General features: G+C 58.3%; 20 protein-coding genes. 11 read left to right on the top strand and 9 right to left on the bottom strand.

Features of this window, described 5'->3' with window-relative positions; genetic code table 11:
- Nucleotides 1-8 precede the first annotated feature (8 nt).
- The gene (gene lptB, locus GRI35_RS00775) at nt 9-797 is read right to left on the bottom strand and encodes an LPS export ABC transporter ATP-binding protein (protein ID WP_160614668.1); all 789 of its coding nucleotides are present in this window, start codon (nt 795-797) and stop codon (nt 9-11) included.
- Nucleotides 798-990: 193 nt separating this feature from the next.
- On the opposite strand from lptB, the gene GRI35_RS00770 reads away from it, so the two are divergent.
- The 3 genes from GRI35_RS00770 (at nt 991) to GRI35_RS00760 (ending at nt 4,181) form a co-directional block, all read left to right on the top strand.
- Nucleotides 991-1,344 (top strand): hypothetical protein, encoded by a 354-nt coding sequence (locus GRI35_RS00770; RefSeq protein WP_160612260.1) that lies wholly within the window; start codon nt 991-993, stop codon nt 1,342-1,344.
- 87 nt (nt 1,345-1,431) lie between these two features.
- Nucleotides 1,432-2,778: a TldD/PmbA family protein gene (locus GRI35_RS00765; protein ID WP_160612259.1), complete on the top strand. Its 1,347-nt coding sequence runs from the start codon at nt 1,432-1,434 to the stop codon at nt 2,776-2,778.
- 2 nt (nt 2,779-2,780) lie between these two features.
- Nucleotides 2,781-4,181: a mechanosensitive ion channel family protein gene (locus tag GRI35_RS00760; RefSeq protein WP_235900085.1), complete on the top strand. Its 1,401-nt coding sequence runs from the start codon at nt 2,781-2,783 to the stop codon at nt 4,179-4,181.
- A 2-nt stretch (nt 4,182-4,183) separates the two neighbouring features.
- Here GRI35_RS00760 and ppa read toward each other — a convergent pair whose 3' ends face one another.
- Nucleotides 4,184-4,711 (bottom strand): inorganic diphosphatase, encoded by a 528-nt coding sequence (gene ppa / locus GRI35_RS00755; RefSeq protein WP_160612257.1) that lies wholly within the window; start codon nt 4,709-4,711, stop codon nt 4,184-4,186.
- 117 nt (nt 4,712-4,828) lie between these two features.
- Here ppa and hisS point away from each other — a divergent pair, with 117 nt between their 5' ends.
- The 6 genes from hisS (at nt 4,829) to metK (ending at nt 12,080) form a co-directional block, all read left to right on the top strand.
- Complete coding sequence (hisS, locus tag GRI35_RS00750) at nt 4,829-6,109, top strand: histidine--tRNA ligase (protein ID WP_160612256.1); 1,281 nt, start codon at nt 4,829-4,831, stop codon at nt 6,107-6,109.
- A 278-nt stretch (nt 6,110-6,387) separates the two neighbouring features.
- A complete protein-coding gene (prfA, locus tag GRI35_RS00745) occupies nt 6,388-7,455 on the top strand; it encodes a peptide chain release factor 1 (protein ID WP_160612255.1) in 1,068 nt (355 codons plus the stop codon).
- A gap of 7 nt (nt 7,456-7,462) precedes the next feature.
- Nucleotides 7,463-8,284 carry a peptide chain release factor N(5)-glutamine methyltransferase gene (prmC, locus tag GRI35_RS00740; protein WP_160612254.1) on the top strand — a complete coding sequence of 274 codons (822 nt, stop codon included), beginning with the start codon at nt 7,463-7,465 and terminating at the stop codon, nt 8,282-8,284.
- A gap of 246 nt (nt 8,285-8,530) precedes the next feature.
- Nucleotides 8,531-9,220 (top strand): DUF4167 domain-containing protein, encoded by a 690-nt coding sequence (locus GRI35_RS00735; RefSeq protein ID WP_160612253.1) that lies wholly within the window; start codon nt 8,531-8,533, stop codon nt 9,218-9,220.
- Nucleotides 9,221-9,253: 33 nt separating this feature from the next.
- Nucleotides 9,254-10,828: an apolipoprotein N-acyltransferase gene (gene lnt / locus GRI35_RS00730; protein WP_160612252.1), complete on the top strand. Its 1,575-nt coding sequence runs from the start codon at nt 9,254-9,256 to the stop codon at nt 10,826-10,828.
- Nucleotides 10,829-10,868: 40 nt separating this feature from the next.
- Nucleotides 10,869-12,080, top strand: coding sequence for a methionine adenosyltransferase (metK, locus tag GRI35_RS00725; protein WP_160612251.1), 1,212 nt, complete (start codon nt 10,869-10,871; stop codon nt 12,078-12,080).
- Between the two features lie 76 nt (nt 12,081-12,156).
- On the opposite strand, the gene GRI35_RS00720 is transcribed toward metK, so the two are convergent.
- The 3 genes from GRI35_RS00720 to GRI35_RS00710 are packed head-to-tail and all read right to left on the bottom strand — an operon-like array spanning nt 12,157 to nt 14,657.
- Nucleotides 12,157-12,807: a CoA transferase subunit B gene (locus GRI35_RS00720; protein WP_160612250.1), complete on the bottom strand. Its 651-nt coding sequence runs from the start codon at nt 12,805-12,807 to the stop codon at nt 12,157-12,159.
- Nucleotides 12,808-12,810: 3 nt separating this feature from the next.
- Complete coding sequence (locus tag GRI35_RS00715; RefSeq protein ID WP_160612249.1) at nt 12,811-13,950, bottom strand: ribonuclease E domain-containing protein; 1,140 nt, start codon at nt 13,948-13,950, stop codon at nt 12,811-12,813.
- The gene (locus tag GRI35_RS00710) at nt 13,950-14,657 is read right to left on the bottom strand and encodes a CoA transferase subunit A (protein ID WP_160612248.1); all 708 of its coding nucleotides are present in this window, start codon (nt 14,655-14,657) and stop codon (nt 13,950-13,952) included. The genes GRI35_RS00715 and GRI35_RS00710 overlap by 1 nt, the downstream gene beginning before the upstream one ends.
- Before the next feature lie 489 nt (nt 14,658-15,146).
- On the opposite strand from GRI35_RS00710, the gene GRI35_RS00705 reads away from it, so the two are divergent.
- On the top strand, nt 15,147-17,468 hold the full coding sequence (locus GRI35_RS00705; RefSeq protein ID WP_160612247.1) for a CDC48 family AAA ATPase: 2,322 nt from the start codon (nt 15,147-15,149) through the stop codon (nt 17,466-17,468).
- A gap of 35 nt (nt 17,469-17,503) precedes the next feature.
- Here the strand turns inward: GRI35_RS00705 and GRI35_RS00700 are convergent, their stop codons facing one another.
- The 3 genes from GRI35_RS00700 to polA form a co-directional block, all read right to left on the bottom strand.
- Entirely contained in the window at nt 17,504-18,583 is a 1,080-nt protein-coding gene (locus GRI35_RS00700; protein WP_160612246.1) for a mechanosensitive ion channel family protein, read from the bottom strand.
- Nucleotides 18,584-18,964: 381 nt separating this feature from the next.
- Complete coding sequence (locus tag GRI35_RS00695) at nt 18,965-19,486, bottom strand: RES family NAD+ phosphorylase (protein WP_235900084.1); 522 nt, start codon at nt 19,484-19,486, stop codon at nt 18,965-18,967.
- A gap of 62 nt (nt 19,487-19,548) precedes the next feature.
- Nucleotides 19,549-22,425 carry a DNA polymerase I gene (gene polA / locus GRI35_RS00690; protein WP_160612244.1) on the bottom strand — a complete coding sequence of 959 codons (2,877 nt, stop codon included), beginning with the start codon at nt 22,423-22,425 and terminating at the stop codon, nt 19,549-19,551.
- 263 nt (nt 22,426-22,688) lie between these two features.
- Between polA and GRI35_RS00685 the strand changes: the two genes are divergently transcribed.
- Nucleotides 22,689-22,937 (top strand): hypothetical protein, encoded by a 249-nt coding sequence (locus GRI35_RS00685; protein ID WP_160612243.1) that lies wholly within the window; start codon nt 22,689-22,691, stop codon nt 22,935-22,937.
- Nucleotides 22,938-23,058: 121 nt separating this feature from the next.
- On the opposite strand, the gene GRI35_RS00680 is transcribed toward GRI35_RS00685, so the two are convergent.
- On the bottom strand, nt 23,059-24,129 hold the full coding sequence (locus GRI35_RS00680) for a serine hydrolase (protein WP_160612242.1): 1,071 nt from the start codon (nt 24,127-24,129) through the stop codon (nt 23,059-23,061).
- Between the last annotated feature and the right edge of the window lie 52 nt (nt 24,130-24,181).

The following is a 24,181-nucleotide window of genomic DNA, read 5'->3' as shown; positions in this document are numbered from 1 at the left end:
AATTCTCATCACAGGGTGAAACCTTCGCCCAGATAGAGGCGTTTCACATTCTCGTCGGCAACAAGATCTTGCGGCGCACCTGCGAACAGCACCTGCCCGCCATAGATGATGCAGGCGCGATCGACGATTTCGAGCGTTTCACGAACATTGTGATCGGTGATGAGCACGCCGATACCGCGCGTCTTCAAATCCTTTACAAGATCGCGAATATCGCTGATCGACAGCGGGTCGATACCGGCGAACGGTTCGTCCAGCAGCATAATCGATGGTTTTGCCGCCAGCGCGCGCGCGATTTCACACCGCCGGCGCTCACCGCCCGACAGTGCCATGGCGGGAGAAGTCCTGAGACGCTCCAGACCGAATTCGCCGAGTAGCCGCTCCAACTCCGCCGAACGCGTATCGGCATCGGGCTCAACCATTTCGAGCACGCAGTTGATATTCTGCTCGACCGTCATTCCGCGAAAAATGCTCGTTTCCTGCGGCAAATATCCCAAGCCCAGAATCGCGCGGCGATACATCGGCAGCTTGGTCACGTCGTCACCATCCATCAGAATGCGGCCCGAATCCGGCTTCACCAATCCCATGATCGAATAGAAGCAAGTCGTTTTGCCGGCACCGTTGGGCCCGAGTAGGCCAAGCACTTCACCCTTGCCGACGGTCAGCGAGATATCGGTCAGGACCGCGCGCTTGTCATAACTTTTGGCGATGGAAATCACTTCCAAGCCACCATTGGGAAGTGGGGCCGTCGCGGCGATGGTTGGCCCCTCGGCCGCCGGGCGTTCTGCGGTTTCCTGCATACTCATAGGCGTCCCATGTAGCATTCAGAGGCACGTTGAGAAGCCGTTTTCTACAAACTGGCAAGATTCGTGCATGGTATTCATGCAATGGGGCTGAAAATGTCGAGGAGGCATCATTGTGGTTACCGGCCTTGATTGTACGGCCAGACTTTGAAATACTCCTGGGAGGGACGAGGACATTGGGAGAGTGCGCGTGAACAAGGCGCTAAACAAAACTGCAGCTCAGACGAAAGACTGGCGCAAGAGCATCAGCGACCACGTAGCCTATGCTCTGCTGGTATATACTGCGATCCATATTTTCGCGACTGTCGGCGCGATGAAAGCGACGGGTCTCAAAACAGGTGCTCTATTCGCTCTGTGTATATTGGTCGCCGCAGTCATTCCGGCTTTGCGCAAGTTTGAGAAGCGCTGGAAGAATCTTAGCGATGAACAAGCGGTCGATCCTTCTTTTGCTCCTGCTTATAAGCGTGATTTGACGCTTTTGTGGGTCGCGGCGATTGGCTTGCCGGTGGCGCTGACCTTCATTTTCCGGGCCGCTGCCGGTTAATTTAGCCGCTTACAGCACGGCAGGGCGTTGCCTCTGCCCATCAGCCACCCTAGGTCCGCAGAATGATGTTACGGGCCAGCTACTGACATGATTACCTCTTCAGAGGCGCAGGATCGCTGCGCGCGATTGATCGAGCTTGCGGTCAAGGCAGGTGCTGATGCGGCTGATGCCGTAACGGCAGCGAGTGCATCGGAAAGCGTCACTGTCCGGCTCGGTGCGCTGGAAGATGTTGAGCGGTCGGAAGGCGAAGAGATCGGCCTGCGCGTATTCGCGGGGAAACGTTTCGCAACCACCAGCACGAGCGATTTTTCTGCAAGCGGGCTGGGCGATTTGGCCGAACGCGCTGTGGCCATGGCCAGACTGGCACCAGAAGATCCCTATGCGGGATTGGCTCCCGAACATTTGCTTGCCACCGGTGCGCCGCGCGATCTCGATGTGTGTGATCCGGCGGAGCCTACGCCAAGTGAAATCAAAGCGCGTGCTTTGGAAGCTGAGGACGCTGCGCGCGCGGTAGAAGGTGTGACCAACAGCAATGGCGCCAGTGCCGGTTTCTCCCGGTCGATCTCGGCATTGGTCACCAGCCATGGCTTTTCGGCTGGCTACGAAGCCACCAGCCACAGTCTGAGCGTGAGCATGATCGCGGGGGAAGGCGAGGCTATGCAGCGCGACTATGATTACCGCGTCGCACGGCATTTGTCCGATCTTCCAGCGGCGCAATTCATCGGCGCAAATGCGGGTGAGCGATCGGTTGCGCGGCTCAATCCCGGCTTTTTGCCCAGCGGGCCAATGCTGGTCGTGTTCGATCCGCGGGTAGGGGGAACGCTTGTCTCGCATTTGCTCGGTGCAATGAGCGGAATGGCAATTGCCCGCCGATCGAGTTTCCTGCTTGACCGTTTGGAGGATGATCTGTTCGCAAAACCGATCCGGATCATGGACGACCCGCACAGATTGCGCGGGCCGCGCTCACGCCCCTTTGATGGTGAAGGGCTGCCGACCGCTCCGCGCGCATTGGTGGAGAATGGCCGGCTCACCGGTTGGCTGCTCAATGCCGCTTCGGCCAAGCAGTTGGAACTGACGCCAACCGGCCACGCATCGCGCGGTTCAGGCGGCTCGCCGGGTGTTGCGGCCAGCAATGTCCATCTCGAGGCGGGCGCAGTGACGCGTGATGAACTCATCGCCGACATTCAGGATGGCGTATTGGTGAACGAACTGATCGGCCAGGGCGTCAACGGCATTACCGGCGATTACAGCCGCGGTGCGTCAGGCTTCAGGATTAAAGACGGCAAGATTTCTGGCCCGGTTTCCGACTTTACAATTGCCGGTAATCTGATTGATATGTTTGCGAGCCTGACAGCGGCGAATGACCTGGAAATGTACCGCGCCATCAACGTCCCGACATTACGGGTCGATGGCATGACGATAGCGGGGGAATGAATATGCGCGCGTTTTGGCTGAGCTTAATCCTGACAATTGGCCTCTTGGCCGCACCAGCATTTGCTCTTGTGCCGCCAGCCAGCGATGCGGCTGCAGAGGATGCGAGCGTAGACCAGACAATCAATGCGGAGGTGGAACCTGGCGCCGATCAGCAGATTGCGGACCGCATTCGCGGCTTTTTCGGAGCGCTCGACGGGCTTTCAGAGATCTCGGTAGAGGTCGAGCAAGGCGTCGTTACGCTGTCCGGAATTCTCGCGACGCAAGAGGATATCGACGAAGCCGAACGGCTGGCCGGACAAGTCGAAGGCGTTGTTGCCGTCCAGAACAGAATCGAACGCGATCTCTCTGTCGGGCAGAATCTCGGTGCATTGAGCAGTATCTCCGACAAATTCGCTGAGTTTGTAAAGTTTCTGCCGCTACTGGCTGCCGCGCTGCTGGTTGCGTTGGTTATCGGCGTGCTCGGCTATATTATAGCGGGCTTCGCCGCGTTCTGGCGCAAAGTCACCCCCAATGTGTTTCTTGCCGAGCTGGTTGCCAGCGCGATTCGCTTTGTCTTTGTCGTCGGCGGCATCGTGATTGCTCTGGAAATGATAGGCGCAGGCGCGCTGCTGGGTGCAGTGCTGGGCGGTGCGGGTGTGATCGGTATCGCGCTGGGTTTTGCCATGCGCGATACAATCGAGAATTACGTCGCTTCGCTGATGCTCAGCCTGCGCCAGCCATTCCGCGCGAACGACCATGTGCTGATCGGCGATCTGGAAGGGCGGGTGATCCGCCTGACCAGCCGCGCCACGGTATTGATGACATTGGATGGCAATCATTTGCGTGTCCCCAATTCGACTGTATTCAAAGCGGTCATTGTCAATTACACCCGCAACCCCCAGCGCCGCTTCGATTTCGAGCTCGGTGTCGATGCAGAAGATGATCCGACAGCCGCGCGGCGATTGGGCGTCAAAATACTGAAAGGTCTCGATTTTGTTCTCGGCGATCCCGAGCCGACCGCGCGGGTCGAGCAGGTCGGCGATTCCAACATCGTGATCCGCTATCTCGGCTGGATCGATCAACGCGAGGCCGATTGGCACAAGGCGCGCAGCCGCGCTATTCATGCGGTGAAGGATGCGCTGGAAGCGGAAGGCTTTGCGCTGCCCGAGCCAATTTACCGCCTGCGTTTCGATTCTTCCGCGCCGCTCAATCTGCAGGGCGATGCGTCGATTTCGGCTGCATCGGGAGACACCGGGAAAACCGACCCCGGGCCGGTAAAGGATAAGCCTGCGAAGAAAGCGTCAACCTTAGCGCAGAGCGAGGATGTTTCGCCCGACAATCAGGTTGGACACATGGTTGAAGCCGAGCGCGCAGCCGAACCCGACGAGAACGATCTGCTCGATTCAAGCCGCCCGGTCGAGTAAGCCTATTTCTTCGCCAGTTCGATAGCTTCCAGCACAACCCGTCTGGCTTCTTCGGCATCGCCCCAATTGCCGACGCGGACCCATTTTTCAGGCTCAAGATCTTTGTAGTGGGTGAAAAAATGCTCGATCTGCTGGAAAATGATCGAGGGTAAATCCTTGGTCTCACCGACATCCGAATAATACGGGAAAGTCGTGTCGACCGGCACGCAGATCAGCTTTTCATCCCCGCCATGCTCGTCTTCCAGATTGAGAACGCCAATCGGGCGCGCGCGAACCACGCAGCCGGCGATGAACGGGCTGCGCGATATTACCAGCGCATCCAGCGGGTCGCCATCGGGCGAGAGCGTGTGCGGAACGAATCCGTAATTGGCCGGATAGCGCATCGGCGTGTGCAGAATGCGGTCGACGAACAGAGCGCCTGAATCCTTGTCGAATTCGTACTTCACCGGTTCGCCGCCGGTGGGCACTTCGATGATGACGTTGAGGCTTTCGGGCGGGTTGTCGCCGATGGTGAGTTTGCTGATATCCATAAGGCTCCACTAGCTGCCACCGCCATGCAGGCCAAGCAAGAAAATGCTGCACTGCGGTAAAGGGACTATATCGCGGGCCATATTGCGAGCGGCGCGGCAACCGCCTAAGCGGCATCCATGAGCAAGAACACGCCCAAAGCGATACGCGGAACGCAGGATATTTTCGGCCCCGATGCGGAAGGTTTTGCCTTCGTCGTCGAGACTTTCGAGCGCGTCCGCAAACTCTACCGCTTCCGCCGCGCGGAAATGCCGGTGTTTGAAAAGACCGAAGTGTTCGCGCGCTCGCTCGGCGAAACAACCGATGTCGTATCGAAAGAAATGTATTCGTTCGAGGATCGCGGCGGGGACTCGCTGACGCTGCGGCCCGAATTTACCGCCGGCATTGCGCGGGCATACCTGACCAATGGCTGGCAGCAGCACGCGCCGCTCAAACTCGCGACGCATGGCCCGCTATTCCGCTACGAACGCCCGCAAAAGGGCCGCTACCGCCAGTTCCACCAGATCGATGCAGAGATTATCGGTGCGGGCGAACCGCAGGCCGATGTCGAATTGCTGGCGATGGCCGATCAGCTTTTGAAAGAGCTGGGAATCGAGGACGTGACGCTGCACCTCAATACACTGGGTGATGGCGCAAGCCGCGAGGCATGGCGCGCGGCGCTGGTCGAATATTTCCGTGCGGTCAAAGACCAGTTGAGCGACGATTCGCAGGAGCGGTTGGAGAAGAACCCGTTGCGGATTCTCGACAGCAAGGATCGCAAGGACAAACCTTTCCTCGCCGATGCGCCCAAGATCGATGACTTCCTGTCAGATGAAGCGCGTTCGTTCTTTGAAGCGGTGACCAGCGGGCTGGATGCAGCCGGTGTTAAATGGAAGCGGGCTGAGGCGCTGGTGCGCGGGCTGGATTATTACCGGCACACGGCGTTTGAATTTATTCCGGATGAGGGGAGTGCGTCGGCGGATGCGCTGGGCAGCCAGAGCACGGTGCTCGGCGGCGGGCGTTATGATGGGCTGATCGAGAATCTTGGTGGACCAGCTACGCCAGCGGTGGGCTGGGCTGCGGGTATCGAGCGGTTGGCGATGCTGGTTGGTCAACAGCAATATGATTCGGCGAACCTACTCAACATTATCTTAGCGGTCGAAGATGATGAACTAATCCAAATCGGGCACTCTGCCATGAGAGCGTTCAGAGAAGCAGGCCTGAGTGCAGACTGGATTGTGGCGGGATCACCGAGGAAGCGCTATGATAAGGCCGTCAAGATCAATGCCCATGTCTTGATCCCACTGCGCAAGGTAGGCGGTAAAGTCGACTTTCGCCTTCAGTCCCCGCCAGACTCTGAGATACACAGACAAGCGCGGCAAGTTCTCGAAGAGTTAGGATATTCGTCATCTCGGACTTGATCCGGGGTCAAGCTTTTTCTTAGGTGGGGCTGCAGTGAAGCTGGATCCCGGCTCGGTGGCCGGGATGACGGAATGAGAGCATTCTTCTTTCCTACAGGCACCATCCTTCGCTATTGCCTCTGGGAAACAACTCATTCAACCGCAGACCCCCGGGGCCAACCCTGAAGACTCCAATTTTCGCGTTCCAAATATTACATCGCAAATTCATATAGATAGAAAGAAATCGGTCAGTTGACACCCTGTCGCCTTTGTCGCCCAAGTGTCGCCTTCCAACGCTCATGAACATCCCTGAAACCCGCCTTGTCCAGATCGTCAACCGTTTCGCCGAGCTCGAAGCGCGGATGGCGTCGGGTACGTTGGAGGGCGAGGAGTTCGTCAAGGCGAGCCGCGACTATGCGGAATTGGAGCCGGTCGCGCGCAGTGCGCAGGACGTGCAGGCGATCCGCGAGGAGATTGCCGGGCTGGAAGACATGCTTTCCGATCCAGAAATGAAAGCGATGGCCGAGGAAGAGCTGGCCGAGCTTCGCGAAAGTCTGCCCGATAAAGAACGCGCTCTGGCCATTGCGATGTTGCCGCGCGATTCCGCCGATGCGCGTCCAGCAATGCTCGAAATCCGCGCGGGCACGGGCGGCGATGAAGCAGCTTTGTTCGCGGGCGATCTCTACCGGATGTACGAGAAATTCGCGTCCGAACAGGGCTGGAAAGTCGAGCCGGTCAGTATGAGCGCGTCCGAAGTTGGCGGTTTTAAGGAAATTGTCGCCAACGTCACCGGCACCGGTGTGTTCGCCAAGATGAAATTCGAAAGCGGGGTTCACCGCGTCCAGCGTGTGCCTGTGACCGAAAGCGGCGGACGCATCCATACGTCGGCAGCCACCGTGGCGGTATTGCCCGAGCCGGACGAGGTCGATGTCCATGTCGATCCCAATGATCTGAAAGTCGATATTTACCGCGCCTCGGGCGCGGGTGGTCAGCATGTCAATACGACCGATTCGGCCGTGCGCCTTACCCACTTGCCGACGGGTCTGGTGGTGATCCAGCAGGACCAGCGCAGCCAGCACAAGAACCGCGACAAAGCGATGCAGGTGCTGCGCACACGGCTCTACGATCTGAAACGCGCAGAGGCGCATGGTGCAGAAGCCGAGGCCCGCAAGGCAATGGTGGGATCGGGCGACCGCTCCGAGCGCATCCGTACCTATAATTTCCCGCAAGGCCGGGTGACCGATCACCGGATTGGCCTGACGCTGCATAAGCTGCCCGAAGTGCTTGAGGGGGCAGGCCTGACCGAACTGGTCGATGCGCTGATCGCCGAGGACGAGGCGAAGCGTTTGGCCTCTCTCGATTCGTGAGCACGGCATGACTGTCGCCGTAGCCTTGCGCGATGCCGCGAAGCTGCTCGCCGAAACTTCCGGTACCGCGCGGCTCGATGCCGAATTGCTCATGGCGGAGGCGTTGGACATGTCCCGCTCGGACATGCTGCTGCGTGCCGGGGATCTCGAAGTGCCGCCGCACTTCGAACGGCTGGTTGAACGCAGGCAGCGGCACGAACCCATTGCCCATATTCTCGGCCATCAGGAGTTTTACGGGCGCGAATTTCTGGTGACGCCAGACGTGCTGATCCCGCGCGGTGATAGTGAGACGATTGTTGATGCGGCGCTGTCGCATTGCCCGGATGATGCCCGCATTCTTGATCTTGGTACCGGATCGGGTGCGCTTCTGCTGACATTGCTCGCTGAAAAGCCGAATGCCAGCGGCACGGGAATCGATGCATCCTTGGGGGCGATGGCCGTTGCAGCGTCGAATGCGGCGCGGCTTGGCGTATCAGATCGCGTACATATTCTGCATCGCAACTGGAGCGAAGCGGGCTGGCGTGATGGTTTGGGGCAGTTCGATCTGATTGTCGCGAACCCGCCTTATGTGGAAGAGGATGCCGATCTGGAACCCGATGTGCGCGATTATGAACCGGCTCGGGCTCTTTTTGCGGGAAAAGACGGTCTTGATGACTACCGCATCATCATTCCGCAATTGCGCGCTTTGCTTGCCAAGACGGGTATTGCTGTGCTGGAAGTCGGGCATACTCAGGCAGCTGCCGTCACCGAAATTGCTTCCAAAGAGGGTTTCTCTGTCGAGCTTCATCACGATCTTGCCCACAGGCCGCGTGCTCTCTTGCTGCGATAAAGGCTTGGCAAAGGGCAAAACAGGGGTTACGCCTATAAACAGATCAGCGGTTTTCGGCGGTTTCGCCCTCAATCCGGTCTAGCTCCACCATTTGCGAACGGCTTGCGCCTCGGCGTCAATGCGACCGGAAAACAGGCAAAATGCAAACGGGGCATCCACGATTCGCGATAATGTGGGCGTGGTTAGGTCATTTGGCCGGGCGGCATGAACAACGCCGCTATGGGTCGTTACCGGGAAGAGAATTCCTTGAATAATAATCGCAATAACAATCGTCGCCGAGGTGGTGGTCGCAACAATAACCGGAATCAGGGCGGCAATCCGAACGCTCAGAACCGGATTGACAACCGTGCACGCGGAAATGCCCCTCAGCTGCTCGACAAATACAAGAAGCTGGCGCAGGACGCCTATCATAATGGTGACCGCGTCCAGCAGGAATATTACCTGCAATTCGCGGATCACTATTTCCGCGTAATCGCCGATAATAAGGCCCGTCAGGACGAGGCACGCGCCAAACGTCAGGATGAACGCGGCGACAATTCCGATGATTCGGACGGCGGTGACGATGATGACGGCAGGCAAAACAACCGCCGTTCACGCGGTCGCCGTGATGACCAGAATGACGATGGTGGCAAGCCCAACGGTCGCGGACGTAGCCGTGCTAGGCGCGATCAGGATGATGGCGACGAAGATCCATCGGGCAAGGGCAACGAAGGTGAAGAGGGAGAGAACCCGTTCACGCGTGAGACAAAGCGCCCACGCAAACCACGCGCCAAAAAGCCTTCGGCCGATAATGGCGAGCTCGACGTAAGCGCATTGCCGCCAGCGATCGGTGCCTCCGAGGGCGAAGAGGCTCCAAAACCGAAACGCGCGCCGCGCCGCCGCAAAGTTGTAGACAAAGACAGCGACGGCGCAGCCGAAGCTTCGGTAGACGCGTAATCGTACAATAGCGGGGTAAGAGAGGGTTTTTCGATGACTGCTCTCGCCCGTTTTGCGCAATTTTCGTTGGCTAGACCGCGCTGGCTTGCGCTGCTTTTGGGCGCGCTGGCCGCAACAGGTTTTCCGCCATTGGCCCTCTGGCCGCTGACCTTGCTTGCAATAGCCGGGCTGATCTGGCTGATCTTCACGGCGACTGGTTGGCGCGATGCGGCGATGCGCGGCTGGTTGTTCGGCGTTGGCCATTTCACGCTGGCCAACAACTGGATCGCGACAGCGTTCACTTACCAATCGGAAATGCCGGCGGCCCTCGGCTGGGTCGCGGTGCCGCTCTTGGCGCTCTATCTCGCGGTTTATCCCGCGCTTGCGGCTATGGCTGCCAAACTACTCTCTCGCCATCAAAGCATAGGCTGGTTCGGCCTGCTTTTCGCCGGGACTTGGGCGATCGCCGAATGGCTGCGTAGTTGGGTATTTACCGGTTTTGCATGGGATCCGCTTGGCTTGGTGTTGCTGGGGCCTTTCAACAGTCCTGGCCTGGCTGCCGCCCTGCCGTGGGTTGGTACATATGCGCTATCAGGCTTGGTAATTGTGATTACCGCAATGCTCCTTGCGTTGGCCTTCAGGCGCAAGCTTCTGACTGCGCTTTTGGTCGCAGTGCCGTTGATAGCGGGGATGTATCTTATCGTCCCGGAGCAACGCGAGGGCACGCTAGCATTCACGCTGATCCAGCCCGATATCCGGCAGGAGGAGCTCAACGATGCCTCCAAATTCGAGGGGCATTTTATCCGCTCGGCTTTGCTGTCGAGGAAGCAGCGAGACGTGGAAAAACGTCTGGTGCTGTGGCCGGAATCTGGCGTTCCCGATTACATCCGCGACGGTTATCCGCAGCGCTACTATAAGCAGATGACAGTCAATGCCGATCCGGCATTGGCGCGCTTCCGGCTGGGCCGTGTCGCTGGCGAGGGTGGGATGCTGCTGACCGGTAATGTCGATCTGGAGATTGAGAATGGCCGAGCGGCCGGTGCCCGCAATGCGGTCACGGCAATCAATGAACAGGGCGAGCTTGTTGCTGGCTACGACAAGGCGCACCTCGTCCCCTATGGCGAATATCTGGCGCTGCGTTGGTTGCTCGAACCGCTGGGCGCAACGCGTCTCGTTGCTGGCAGCATCGACTTTTGGCCCGGTCCCGGCCCGCAAACGCTGAAGCTTGGTGATTGGGGCAATGCCGGTATCCAGATATGCTACGAGATTGTGTTTTCCGGTGATGTGGTCGATCCGGACAATCGCCCCGACTACATTTTCAATCCCTCAAATGATGGGTGGTTCGGTTCTTGGGGCCCCCCGCAGCATCTGGCACAGGCGCGGATGCGTGCGATCGAGGAAGGGCTGCCGGTCCTGCGGTCGACCACCACCGGCATCAGCGCGGTGATCGATGCCGATGGTATTGTGCGCGATCATATCGGTATGCGCCGCGATGCGCGGATTGACGGGTTCGTTCCGCCAGCGAAAGCACCGACATTGTTCTCTAAACTCGGCAACTGGCTGCCCATGGGCTGGGCATTTCTCGCGATTGCGCTTTCGCTGGTTGCCACTCGGTTGCGACGCGGCTAGTACTCGCGTCAGACATAAAGATTTCTTTATATGAGGCATCATGCGTAGCGATTATCTGTTCACTTCGGAAAGCGTTTCCGAAGGCCACCCTGACAAAGTGTCGGATCAAATCTCCGACGCAATAGTCGATTTGTTTCTCTCGAAAGACCCTGAAGCGCGGGTTGCTTGCGAGACGTTGACGACAACGCAGCGCGTTGTTCTGGCGGGCGAAATTCGCGGTCAGGGCATTATGGATAGCGATGGCAATTGGGCAGCGGGTGTCGAACAGGAAATCGAAGATACTGTTCGCAAGACTGTCCGCGAAATCGGCTATGAGCAGGACGGTTTTCACTGGGAAACGCTGACTTTCGAAAACCATCTCCACGGCCAATCTGCGCATATTGCGCAAGGTGTCGACGCGAGCGGGAACAAGGATGAAGGTGCCGGTGACCAAGGCATTATGTTCGGATATGCGTGCGATGAGACGCCCGATTTGATGCCCGCGCCGATCGACTACAGCCACAAAATTCTCGAGCAGATGGCGGCGGACCGGAAAGACGGCACCGCCCCATTTCTGGAGCCCGACGCAAAAAGCCAAGTCACATTGCGTTATGAGAACGGCAAGCCGGTTGCCTGCACCGCTGTGGTTGTTTCAACCCAGCACGCTGAAGGCTATGATTCCGGCGCTGAAGAAGCCGAACTGAAGAGCTATGTGAAGAAAGTCGTGGGCGGCGTTCTTCCAAGGGGCTTCATTTCCGACGATACCGTGTGGCACATCAACCCAACCGGCTCCTTCGTTATTGGCGGTCCCGATGGAGATGCTGGTCTCACTGGCCGCAAGATTATCGTCGATACGTATGGCGGCGCGGCGCCGCATGGCGGCGGTGCATTCAGCGGCAAAGACCCGACCAAAGTGGACCGTTCGGCTGCATATATCACGCGCTATCTGGCGAAGAATATCGTTGCAGGTGGTTTTGCGACCAAATGCACCATTCAGCTCGCCTATGCGATTGGCGTATCTTCGCCTCTCTCACTCTATGTCGATACGCATGGAACGGGTTCGGTCGACGACGCGGCGATGGAGAAAGCCATTCAGAGCATTGAAAAGCTCGGCGGCCTGACCCCGCGTGCGATCCGCACACATCTTGGACTCAACAAGCCGATCTACCGCAATAGCGCCGCTTACGGCCACTTCGGGCGTACGGCTGACGGCGATCGCTTCCCATGGGAAAAGACCGATCTGGTCGATGATCTGAGAGTTGCTCTCGCCTAGCAATCCTTTCACATGACAATAAAAACGGGCGGCCCGGAAACGAGCCGCCCGTTTTTATTGTATCAGCTTATGAGCTCTAGCTCTCGTAATGCGCCGTCGTTTTTCCGGCGACTTCCTCGGCCGTCACGCCGGGAGCGAGTTCGATAAGCTTGAACGGGCTGTCGTGATCGGGCCGGTGGAACACGCACAGATTGGTGATGATCATATCGACCACGTTTTGCCCGGTAAGCGGTAGCGAGCATTCCGGAATGAACTTTGGGTCGCCCGCTTTGCTATTGTGGTCCATTACCACGATGATCTTCTTGACGCCCGCGACCAGATCCATTGCGCCGCCCATACCTTTGATCATCTTGCCCGGGATCATCCAGTTCGCAATGTCGCCATTCTCGGCGACTTCCATCGCACCAAGTACAGTCAAGTCGATATGTCCGCCGCGGATCATCGCGAAGCTCGAAGCACTGTCGAAATAGGCCGAGTGCGGAAGTTCGCTGATGGTCTGTTTACCGGCATTGATCAGATCGGCATCGACATCCTCGTCGTAAGGGAAAGGCCCGATACCCAGCATCCCGTTCTCGGATTGTAACGTGACTTGCATTCCCTCCGGGATGTGGTTTGCAACCAGCGTGGGAATACCGATCCCAAGATTGACGTAATAGCCATCCTGCAATTCCTGCGCGGCACGAGCGGCCATTTGGTCGCGGGTCCAGCCTGTGGCGGTGTCTGCCATGTCTTACTGTCTTCCTGTCTGAGGTGTTTGTGCGTTCAGCGGTAATGGGGTGAGGAACCAGCCCGCACCGATCAGCTCTTCGAGTGGCTGGGCAGCGGTTTTGTCCTTTAAGTAGAGATAAAGCTCGTCAAAATCGGCGCGGGTATCACCGCCGATAGCAAGCAAGCAATGCGTTTCCGCGAGCTCCTTGCGGCGCGCCTGCTTGCGGTCATCGGCGCGGCGCATCAGCAGCAACGCGTCATTACCGCGCGGGTCCAATCCGCTAGCGACAAGCGATTTACGGACGGCGCCGGCAGCAATCGCGGGCTGTTTGGAAATCCAGAAAATGTCGATCGCTTGTAACCTGAGCGACGCAAGGATTTGTCCCAACGCCGGATTGGCCTGGGGCGTGATCGATGGGTCGAATGTCTGATCACCGGGGTCAAGATCGATCAGTACTGCTGGCGGGCGAATGCTACAATCTGTGCGGGTAGGGCTGAGCGAGCCGGGTGCCGCCAATACCGCCGACTGACGCGGGCTTTGCACCGGATCGCGCCGTGCCTGCGAATCTACATAGCTATAAAGCGCATCATAGGCACGGAAATCGGTTGGGCCTGCGGGTTGTGTTGGCTGCAGTGTTACGGCTGGCCGCGTTGGCTCTGGAATAGTCGGCGGCCCTTCGGCTCGTGCCAAGGGGAGGGTGGCTGTTTCAAGGGGTGCCGCTGCGGCAAACTCGGTTTCCTCAGCCGATACGGTCACGCCGCTTGGGGCTTCGCCCTGCTCGACCTCGACCGGGCCAATGAAGTTGGCAGAAGGGCGCTCAACGACAGCAAGCTCTTCCTCCGGGATAGCAATTTGTGATGCCGGAAGTTCTTCCACCGGCACTTCTGCCATTTGCACTTCCACGATTGGCTCATCAGTCATGGCAAGAGGTGGCGGCGCTTGGGCGGGAGTGTCGGAAACCGGCGTTTCGGAAACAGGCCCCGCTGGAGCCGTATCCTCAACCGCTACGACCCCATCGCGGTCTTCGCTTTGATCCGTGCCAATCGCTTCCCGACCCAGCAGCGCGCCACTGGCGACCACAGGAATGGCCGCGACCACGCACCCGCTCAGGAGTAGCGCTGAACCGAGTGCGAGTATCGCATTGGCCGGCTTGCGTGACATCAGGCGTCCTCGCGCTCCGTGGTGGTGCGAAACTCGATCTTCTTGTCGTAGGGTGCGCCGACGACCATCCGCTGGACATACACGCCGGGTAAGTGGATGCAGTCCGGGTCCAGGGAGCCTGCTGGTACGATTTCTTCGACTTCGACGACACAAACCTTGCCGCAGGTCGCGGCGGGGAGATTAAAATTGCGCGCAGTCTTGCGGAACACCAGATTGCCGGTCTCATCGGCTTTCCATGCTTTCACTATAGCGAGGTCAGCGAAGATTCCACGCTCGAGGATATACTCCTCTCCGTCGAAGACCTTGATCTCCTTGCCCTCGGCTACCTGTGTGCCGGCACCGGTCTTGGTGTAGAAGCCCGGGATGCCGGCGCCGCCTGCACGCATCCGCTCGGCCAAAGTGCCTTGGGGGCAGAACTCGACTTCGAGTTCGCCCGACAGGAATTGCCGTTCGAATTCCTTGTTTTCGCCGACATAGGAAGAGATCATCTTCTTTACCTGCTTGGTGCGCAGCAGCTTGCCGATGCCCTCATTGTCGATGCCGGCATTGTTGCTGGCAAAAGTCAGTCCAGTGACACCGCTATCGCGGATTGCATCAAGGAACCGTTCGGGAATTCCGCATAGCCCGAAACCGCCCGAAGCGATCAGCATATCGTCGCGTAGCACTCCCTCAAGAGCGGAGGCGGCATCGGGGAACAGTTTCTGCATAATTTACCTCGAAGAACGGTTGGCTTCTGCCGAACAGATTGGTGTGGCTTTGGCATAGCGATTGCCTGTGCGCCTGTCATCCTGAGAGCTGCGTATTCCCGGATGCTCACCCCGACAAACCTGTTCGTTTGTGCTGCAGATGCGCTGTTGCAGCGCAGCATTTTTGTTGCCTTGCCATCTTGCAGAACCACGCATTGTTACTTGGCGCGTGCCGCTCAGTGCACCACCTAAGCGTAAACAAGCAATTGATTGCATGAATTGCAACAAACAATGATCTTTTCGCACTTGCACAATAGGTGGATCTCACGCATTTAGACGGTGCCTTTTAGGCATCCTCTCCCAAACTTTTTAGGCCCGGTCGGCGACGACTGGGCCTTTTTTCTTGCCCGCTCTCAGCACCTTGATCGTGCCTTCGCATTTGCATCCTGTCCGCGCGCTTCCTAGCTAGGACCGAACGCAAATGAATTTGATTAGGGAAGCAGGTGCTTGATGGCAAAAACCGACGCGGCGACGCAGGAAAAGACAACTCGTTTACAAGTCGCAGCGGCACGGCAGGAGGAAAGCGGGCAAGGCATAGCCCGCATGCCCCGTTCGGCGTTTCAGGCTTTGGGAATTACCGAAGGTGACGTTGTGGAGGTCACCGGCAAGCGCAGCACCGTTGCCGTAGCAATGGCGGCGTATGATGAAGACGAGTCATTGGCGGTGATTCGTCTGGACGGCTTGCAGCGCGGCAATGCCGAGGCCGCATCGGGCGAACATGTCCAGATAACCAAGGCGGAGTCGCAGGTTGCCACCCGCGTCGTGTTCGCGCCGGCACAGCGCGAAATGCGGCTGCAGGGACCGACCCAGGCGCTCAAACGCAACTTCTTCCGCAAACCCGTTGTGGCAGGCGATCTTGTGGCGACGACCGGGCAGCAGCCGGTCCAGAACATGCCAGCCGAAGTCCAGCGCATGTTTAACGCGCCGGCCTATGCGCTGACGCAGATCCGTCTCAGCGTCGTATCGACAGTGCCCAAGGGCATCGTTCACATCGACGAGAATACCGAGGTCGAACTCCGCGCAGAATATGAAGAACCACGTGATCCGCGCGCCGGCGTGAATTATGACGATGTCGGCGGAATCGGCGATACCATCAAGCAATTGCGCGAGATGGTCGAACTGCCGCTGCGCTATCCCGAATTGTTCACCCGGCTTGGCGTTGATCCGCCAAAGGGCGTCTTGCTGCATGGCCCTCCGGGGACCGGTAAGACCCGCCTTGCTCAGGCCGTAGCCAGCGAGAGCGACGCGGAATTCTTCACCATCAACGGTCCCGAGATCATGGGTTCGGGTTACGGTGAGAGCGAGAAGAAACTGCGCGAAGTGTTCGAGGAGGCGACCCGCGTTTCGCCTTCGATCATCTTTATTGACGAGATTGATTCGATCGCGCCCAAGCGGACCCAAACCCCGGGCGAAGCCGAGAAGCGGTTGGTCGCGCAATTGCTGACCCTGATGGACGGGCTGGAGGCGCGGTCCAATCTGGTGGTAATCGCCGCGACCAATCGTCCCGATGCGATGGATGAAGCGCTGCGCCGCCCAGGCCGATTCGACCGTGAAATCGTGATAGGCGTTCCCGACGAGAAGGGGCGCCGTGAAATCCTGTCGATCCATACCCGCGGCATGCCGCTGGGCGATAAGGTCAATCTGACCGAGCTGGCCAAGACTACGCACGGTTTTGTCGGTGCTGACATTGCCGCGCTCGCGCGCGAGGCGGCTATCGAAGCGGTTCGCCGGATCATGCCGAAACTCAATCTCGATGAGCGAACAGTTCCGCAGGACGTGCTTGATGAGCTTTGCGTCACGCGGGAGGATTTCTTCGAAGCGCTGAAAAGGGTCCAGCCGTCGGCCATGCGCGAGGTTATGGTGCAGATGCCCGATGTGGGTTGGGATGCGATTGGCGGCGTCGACGATGCTATCGAGAAGCTGCGGGAAGGGATCGAACTCCCGCTCAAAAACCCCGAAGCCTTCGAGCGGCTGGGCATTCGCGCGGCCAAGGGCTTCCTGCTCTACGGCCCTCCCGGTACTGGCAAGACGCTGCTTGCAAAAGCTGTCGCCAAAGAAGCCGAGGCCAATTTTATCTCGATGAAAAGCAGCGATCTGCTCAGCAAATGGTACGGCGAAAGCGAGCAACAGATCGCCCGCATGTTTGCGCGTGCCCGTTCGGTTGCTCCGTGTGTCGTGTTCATCGACGAGATCGACAGCCTAGTCCCGGCGCGCGGAAGCGGGCAAGGCGAACCGCAAGTTACAGGCCGCGTCGTCAACACGATCCTGGCCGAGATGGATGGCCTTGAGGAGCTGCAATCGGTCATTGTGATCGGTGCAACCAATCGCCCGACATTGGTCGACCCCGCATTATTGCGGCCAGGACGGTTCGACGAGCTGGTCTATGTCGGTACGCCGGACACGAGAGGCCGCGAACATATCCTGAAGATACATACCGCCAAAATGCCTCTGGCAAAGGATGTTGATTTGACGAAAATCGCGGAGCAGCACACCGAACGCTTTACCGGCGCCGATCTGGAGGATGTGGTACGCCGCGCCGGTCTGAACGCACTGCGCCGTGCCGGTAGCGAGGTCAAAGAGGTAGGCCAACGGGACTTTATGGAAGCCATCAAAGACTCGCGCGCAACCGTCACGTCGAAAATGGAAGCCGAATATAAGAAAATGCGCGGCGAGTTGAAGAAGCGCGCGGCAGAGGTGAAACCGTCAATCGGCTTCCTGACCGACGGGATGGTCGAGCCGGTCCGCGATAAGAAGCACGGCGATGACGGTTAGGTTTGCCCCTCCCTTTTCAAAGGGGGGTGCGGTACCTAGGGTTCGCCCGCTTTCGGATGGCCGTTCGGCACTTCCAACCGGTGCCGGATAAGCGCGTCGGGCATTTCGTCCTGTAACCACTGGATCATGTGCTCCCGCACATCGCACCGTAATTGCCAAAGTTCGCCGATTGTCTTTGCACTTACCGCCAAGCGCAGCTCGATACTCTCCGGATAGGCTTCGGTCATCAGACACTGAACTGTACGGCCATCCCACAGCGAATGTCCGTCGACGTAACGGACAAGTTCCTCCCGGATAGGCTGGATCTTCGTTGCAGGATCAAGGTGCAGCATCACCGGCCCGGTTAATTTCTCACTCTTGCGTGACCAGTCTTCAAACGGCTGTTCGAGCACTACCGACGTTGGCACCACGATGGCCCGCTCGTCCCATGTCCGCACAGTGATAAAGCTCATCCGAATCTCTTCGACCCGGCCGGTATGTCCGTCGATGACCACCAGATCGCCCAGTCGCAGCGGTTCGGTGAAGGCGATTTGCAATCCGCCGATCAGCGATTTTAGCGCAGGCTGCGCAGCAGCGCCCACCGCCAATGCCGCGAGACCGGCAGAGGCGAGCAACGTTGTACCGATCGATTTTACTGCGGGAATGCTGAACAGCATCAATCCGACAGTAACGAACACGATCGCGAAAATCGCTGTGCGCGAAAAAATCGAAATGCGCGTGCGGCGGCTGCGAATGGCGACCGGGTCTTCCGACGCCTCCATCTTGATTTCCATCGCGGCGGTGAAGGCTTTGATGATTGTGTAAGCAATCCAGCCGAGCAGTGCAGGGCGAACAAAGCGCGCAATCGGCTCCCATATAAAGGCGAGCGTATCGTTGCCTTGCGCGACGACTGTAATACCGATCGCGATCAGCGACCATTTGATCGGCCGCCGGATGCTCTGGATTATCAAATCGTCGGCCACTGTTTCGGATTTGCCGGTAACCCGCTGCAGAATTGCAAAAATGGCGCGGTAAATCGCGTAAGCGATCACAATAGCGACAGTCAGCGCGATCGCAGCGGCTGTCGCCTCGCTCCAGTCGATATTCCAGTTTGCGGGATTGTATTGGTCTAACATGAGCAGGTCCTGACGATAAGCCAACTAACGGGAAGCAGGATAGTTTCAAGCACAGCGTGGGCTAAAGCGACACATGGGCGACAAAGGCGACAGGGTGTCGCTTTCGTTGAATATTTCTAAGTATCTATAAAGTGAAGGAAAATTGAACTCTCGGTCGGACATAACAGCTATGGGTGCCCCCGCCCCTGCTGCGGCGAACCGGACCGTATAGACCGTGAGAGCCTGATGGACACGAGTGCGAAGCATTGTCGGGTAAGACATGTTGCCACCATGGCACGCGTTCGGGCGTGTAGGACAGCGGAAAATGGCGCGTGTTTTCGACCCAATTGCGGACATCGCCTCCATTTCAGAGAAAGGCCAGAAGCGGGCGGCCCACAGATTTTAGTCGGAGCCTTTTCGTCCTTTGCGGAATGCGTCAAGCATTGGGGGCCGATGGAGGCACTCGTCAAAATTGAACGGTCGGGTTCGCAAGGGCGAAACGTTTCCAGCATCCTCGTGCGCCGGATTCAGGAGAATGACATCTGCTTCGGGGAGAACTTTCGATCGAACCGCCAAGAGCAGTGATTTACGATCGATGATCCAATCATCGACGAGCTTCTTGATCTCATCTTCGGCTAATCCATCCGGTACGCGCTCCGGAGTTGAATCGATAATGGTCCAACCTAGAGTGAGATCGTCCGGGGCCTCGTCGAGGCGATCAAGCCAATATCGAAGAGCGATCAAGACCGCAGCCCCGGCTTCACTGGCAAGACTCACTACTGGCAGACCCGGAGAAGAGTACCGCCCGCCCGACTGCTCGGCACCTTTTCCATCCAATGTCTGATGACCCAATCGGGTTAGCCGCCACAATTTCATGCCCGCTAATATGACCTTTTTATCGAAAGTTGCCAGTCCGCTTTCCACCCCAATCCCTGTGGTTCTTTCTTGAACGCTAACCTTAGCGCGTTTGCGAAAAGCCCGGATTTCTAATGCGCCTCACCCCAGCTTTTGCCATGGCCGATATCGACACCCAGCGGTATCGATAGCTTCACCGCTGGCTCGGCCGCCTCGGCCATCACTTTCTCGATCACTGTGCTTGCGGCTTCGACGTCGCCTTCGGGCAGTTCGAACACCAGTTCATCGTGGACTTGCAGCAGCATCCGGACGCCTTTGCCATTTCTTGGGCCGAGCCCGGCCTCTTCGAGCGCAGGCATCATCCGGGCCATCGCGCGTTTGATGATGTCGGCGCTGGTGCCCTGGATCGGGGCGTTGATCGCGGCGCGTTCGCTGCCCTGGCGTTCGGTCTGGTTCTTCGAATTGATCCGCGGAAACCATGTCTTGCGGCCAAACAGCGTCTCGGAATAGCCGCGCTCTTTCACTTGAATCAGCGTTTCGGAGATATAGTTTTGAATGCCCGGGAAGCGGTCGAAATAAGTGTTTATGACCTCTTGCGCTTCATCGGAGTCGACGCCCAGCCGGCCCGCCAGCCCCCAGCGCGAGATGCCGTAAAGGATCGCAAAGTTGATCGTCTTGGCTGCCGCACGCGTGTCGCGGGTGACTTCGCCATACATCTCTTTCGCGGTGCGCGCGTGGATGTCCTCGCCCTGTTCGAAGGCTTCCTTGAGCGAGGGGACATCGGCCATATGCGCGGCAAGCCGTAGTTCGATTTGAGAATAGTCAGCGGCAAGCAGGACATTGCCGTCATCCGCCACAAATGCCTCGCGGATCTGGCGGCCGATGGCGGTGCGGATCGGAATATTCTGCAAATTGGGATCGGTCGAGGACAGGCGCCCGGTCTGTGCGCCGACCAGCGAATAGCTGGTATGCACGCGGCCGGTATCGGGATTGATCGCGGCTTGCAGCGCATCGGTATAGGTCGATTTCAGCTTGCTGAGCTGCCGCCATTCAAGAACGCGGGTGGCGATTTCTGCGCCGTCTCCCGCGAGCTTTTCGAGGATCGCCTGATCGGTCGAGAACTGCCCGCTCTTGCCTTTGCGCCCGCCTTTGTAGCCGAGCTTTTCGAACAGGATGGTGCCGAGCTGTTTCGGGCTACCGATCGTGAATTCCTCGCCCGCTTCCTCGTGGATCAGCGTTTCCAGCTTGCCCATTTCGGTCGCGAATTCTTCCGACAATTTGGCGAGCCGTGCGCGGTCTACCTTGATGCCGTTGCGCTCCATCATCGCGACTACCGGGATCAGCGGGCGGTCGACCCGCTCGTAGACTTTGGTGCCGCCTTCGACCGGCAGGCGCGGTTTAAGATGTTTGTGCAGCCGCCATGTGACGTCGGCATCCTCGGCGGCATATTCGGTTGCGCGGTCGAGCGGGACTTCGCCGAACGGGATTTGTTTCTTGCCGGTGCCGCATATCTCTTTGAACGACAACGGCGTGTGGCCGAGGTGGCGCTGCGACAATTCGTCCATCCCGTGCCCGCCGCCAATACCGGCTTCGCCGCGCCCCGCGTCGAGCGCGAAGCTGATGATCATTGTGTCATCAATCGGGCTGACATCGACCCCATAGCGTGCCAGCACGTTGAGATCATATTTGATATTCTGCCCGATCTTCAGCACCGCATCGCTCGCCAGCATCGGTTTGAGCGCTTCCAACGCATCCTCGCGGGCAATCTGCTCGGGCCGTTCGGCAAACATATCGCTGCCGCCGCCGCCTTCATTGTGATGATCGAGCGGGATGTAGCAGGCGTCGTTCGGCCCCACGGCGAGGCTGATCCCGACCAGATCGGCCTGCATCGCGTCGAGCGCGCTGGTCTCGGTATCGACCGCTACGACGCGCGCGTTCATGCATTTGGCGATCCAGGCGTCGAGCGCGTCGCGTGTCTGAACGCATTCATAGGCACTGCGGTCCACAGCGGGCATATCGGGCAGGGGCTGGCGGTTGCCTTCGGGTGTCCCCTCGTCGCCTGCCTTTTGTGCCTTTGCCGGATTGAGATCATTGCTGCGCTCCGGACTGCCGCTTCCCGCATCAAGCCGCCGCAGCAGGCTGGTGAAACCGTGTGCCTGCAAAAATTCGGTCAGAGGTCCGGGCGGAATGCTCTTGAGCGCCATATCCTCCAGCGGGACGGGCAGTTCGCAATCCTCTTTCAGTGTCACCAGTATCCGGCTGAGTTCAGCATCGGCGCGGTGTTCGAGCAGCCGCTCTTTCAGCTTGGACTTTTTCATGTCCTCTGCCGAATCGAGAGCCGCTGTGAGATTGCCGTGCTCGGCGATCAGCTTGCTCGCGGTTTTTGGGCCGACGCCGTAAATGCCCGGAATATTGTCAGCGGTATCGCCCATCAGCGCGAGGACATCGCCAACCTTGTCCGGCGTTACACCGAATTTCTCTTCGACCTCCTCCGGCCCTATGCGCGCGCTTTTCATCGTATCGAGCATGTCGATCTTGGCTGGTCCGTTTGGGCCGGCTTCTTCGCCGACGAGCTGCATCAGATCCTTATCCGAAGATACGATCGTCACGTCCCAGCCCTGCGCCTGCGCCGCGCGGGCATAGGATGCGATCACATCATCCGCTTCGACATCGGGTTCTTCGATGCAGGGGAGCGAGAAAGCGCGCGTTGCATCGCGAATTAGCGGGAATTGCGGGACCAGATCTTCGGGAGGGTCGGGCCGATTCGCTTTGTACTGGTCGTAGATCTCGTTGCGGAATGAATGGCTGGATTTGTCGAGAATGACCGCAAGGTGAGTCGGCCCGTCCGCCGCGTCCAGATCATCTGCCAGCTTCCAAAGCATTGTTGTATAACCGTAAACCGCCCCAACCGGGGTGCCTTCGGGATTGGTCAGCGGCGGCAGCCGGTGATAGGCGCGGAAAATATAGGCAGAGCCATCGACGAGATAGAGGTGCTTTTTGTCAGCCATGACGCAGACATCTAGCACCGCCGGAGCAGTTGGTCAGCCAAATGCAGCGCTTCCATCCACCGATCTGGCATAATTAAAATATGGCGGAATTGTGCGGTTTTTGGGCAAATAAGGCAGAAATAAGGCAGAAATTTCGCGAATCCTCTTGCGCTGCCACATTTCCGCCATTATTTAGCAACCACGAAGTCTGTCCTAGGGGGGAGATTTCGCGCGGGGCCATATTGGTCTCGCGATATCCACTCGCTGTTTTAAGGAATTTATACATGCGTAAGATCGTACTTGCTGCCGCAGCTGCCGGCGCCGCTCTGACTCTGGCTGCTTGCTCGGAAACTGCCGACAAAGCTGGCGAAACTGCTGACGCGATGGCTGCTGACACAGAAGCAAACGTTGAAGCTATGGCTGAAGGCGCTGAAGAAGCTGGCGCTGCTGTTGAAGGCGCTGCTGAAGAAGCTGCTGTTGAAGCAGAAGCTGCTGTCGAAGGCGAAACAGAAGCAGAAGCTGCTGCTGAATAAGCCTTTCGCTTAGCGAATAAAGAGAAGGGCGGTACCGTAAGGTGCCGCCCTTTTTGTTTGTGCCGAATGCTCACAAGAGCGCCTCATACGAATGTGAAAGCGCTCGTCTTACCCGCCCAATCTATCCGCCAGTGCGATAGTCGGCGTCCGCCCACTGACGCTCGTTTGATCCGGCGTATCCATTGTACAAAGCCCTTGCGATCTGTGCGATCCGTTCATCGCGCATGCGCCGTGCCTCGCGCTTGTTGCGGGCTTCGTCAGCCGACGAAGCGCTCTGACCGGTAACATAGATTGCCGCTGCAATTGTTCGGCCATCCGGGGTTTGGAAAATGCCGATGTCACTGGCCGTACGGTTCAGCGTGCCGGTTTTGTGCGCCACATTGGCGCTGAGCGGCAAACCGGACCGCATCCGCTTTTTGCCCGTCGTAGTGCGCTCCATCGCGCCGATGATAATGTCGCGGCTATACTTGCTGTGCCACTCGCCCTGGTAAATGCCTGCGAGCAGCCGCGCCATGGCCAACGGCGTGGCGCTATCACGGGTGTCGATCACCGTTGCGGGATCATACTCTCCGTCGTCGCGGACCAAAGTGGCAATATCACGCGACAGTTCGAACCCTTCAATGCCGACGCTACGCATCCATGCATTCACAGCCGCCGGTCCCCCGACGACGCGTAGCAGCGTATCGGTGCACGCATTGCAGCTTTTGCTAATCATCAGGTCCAGATGTTCGCGTGCGGAAATATATTCGCCTTTGCGAACGGGCGCACGCTTGCTTGAATATTTCGCGGAACGCACCGGGCGTAGCAGCGCATATTCGCTGGTCAGGCTCCAACGCCCCTGATCGACCCCAGCCATAAAAACGGCTGCAATGGCAACTTTACTGGTGCTGGCCATAGGAAATCGCTGATCACCAAGGACAGAGACTTGTTTACCGGTCGCCAGATCGATCGCAGCAACACCAATGCGGCCTTTACCGCCATCGGCAATCTGCGCGATCCGCTTTTCAAAATCGCTTCCATAGACTGCATCGAAACGCTCCGGCGCGCGGGTTTTCGTGCCAAACGTACTGTCGAAAGCGGCTTCGAAGCTGGTTGACTGTGCCTGTACTGGCGAGGCCACAGCAAGGCCAAGAGCCAAGGCCGGCACTATCGTCGCACCAAGCCGCGCTAACGTATTGAGTCCAAATCGCATAAGCCTGATCGTACCCCTGTCATGGTTTGGAAAACCTTAACGGGCGAAGATT

It is taken from the genome of Pontixanthobacter aestiaquae (assembly GCF_009827455.1).
Taxonomy (GTDB): Bacteria; Pseudomonadota; Alphaproteobacteria; order Sphingomonadales; family Sphingomonadaceae; genus Pontixanthobacter; species Pontixanthobacter aestiaquae.
This window is presented reverse-complemented; position numbering and strand designations above follow the sequence as displayed.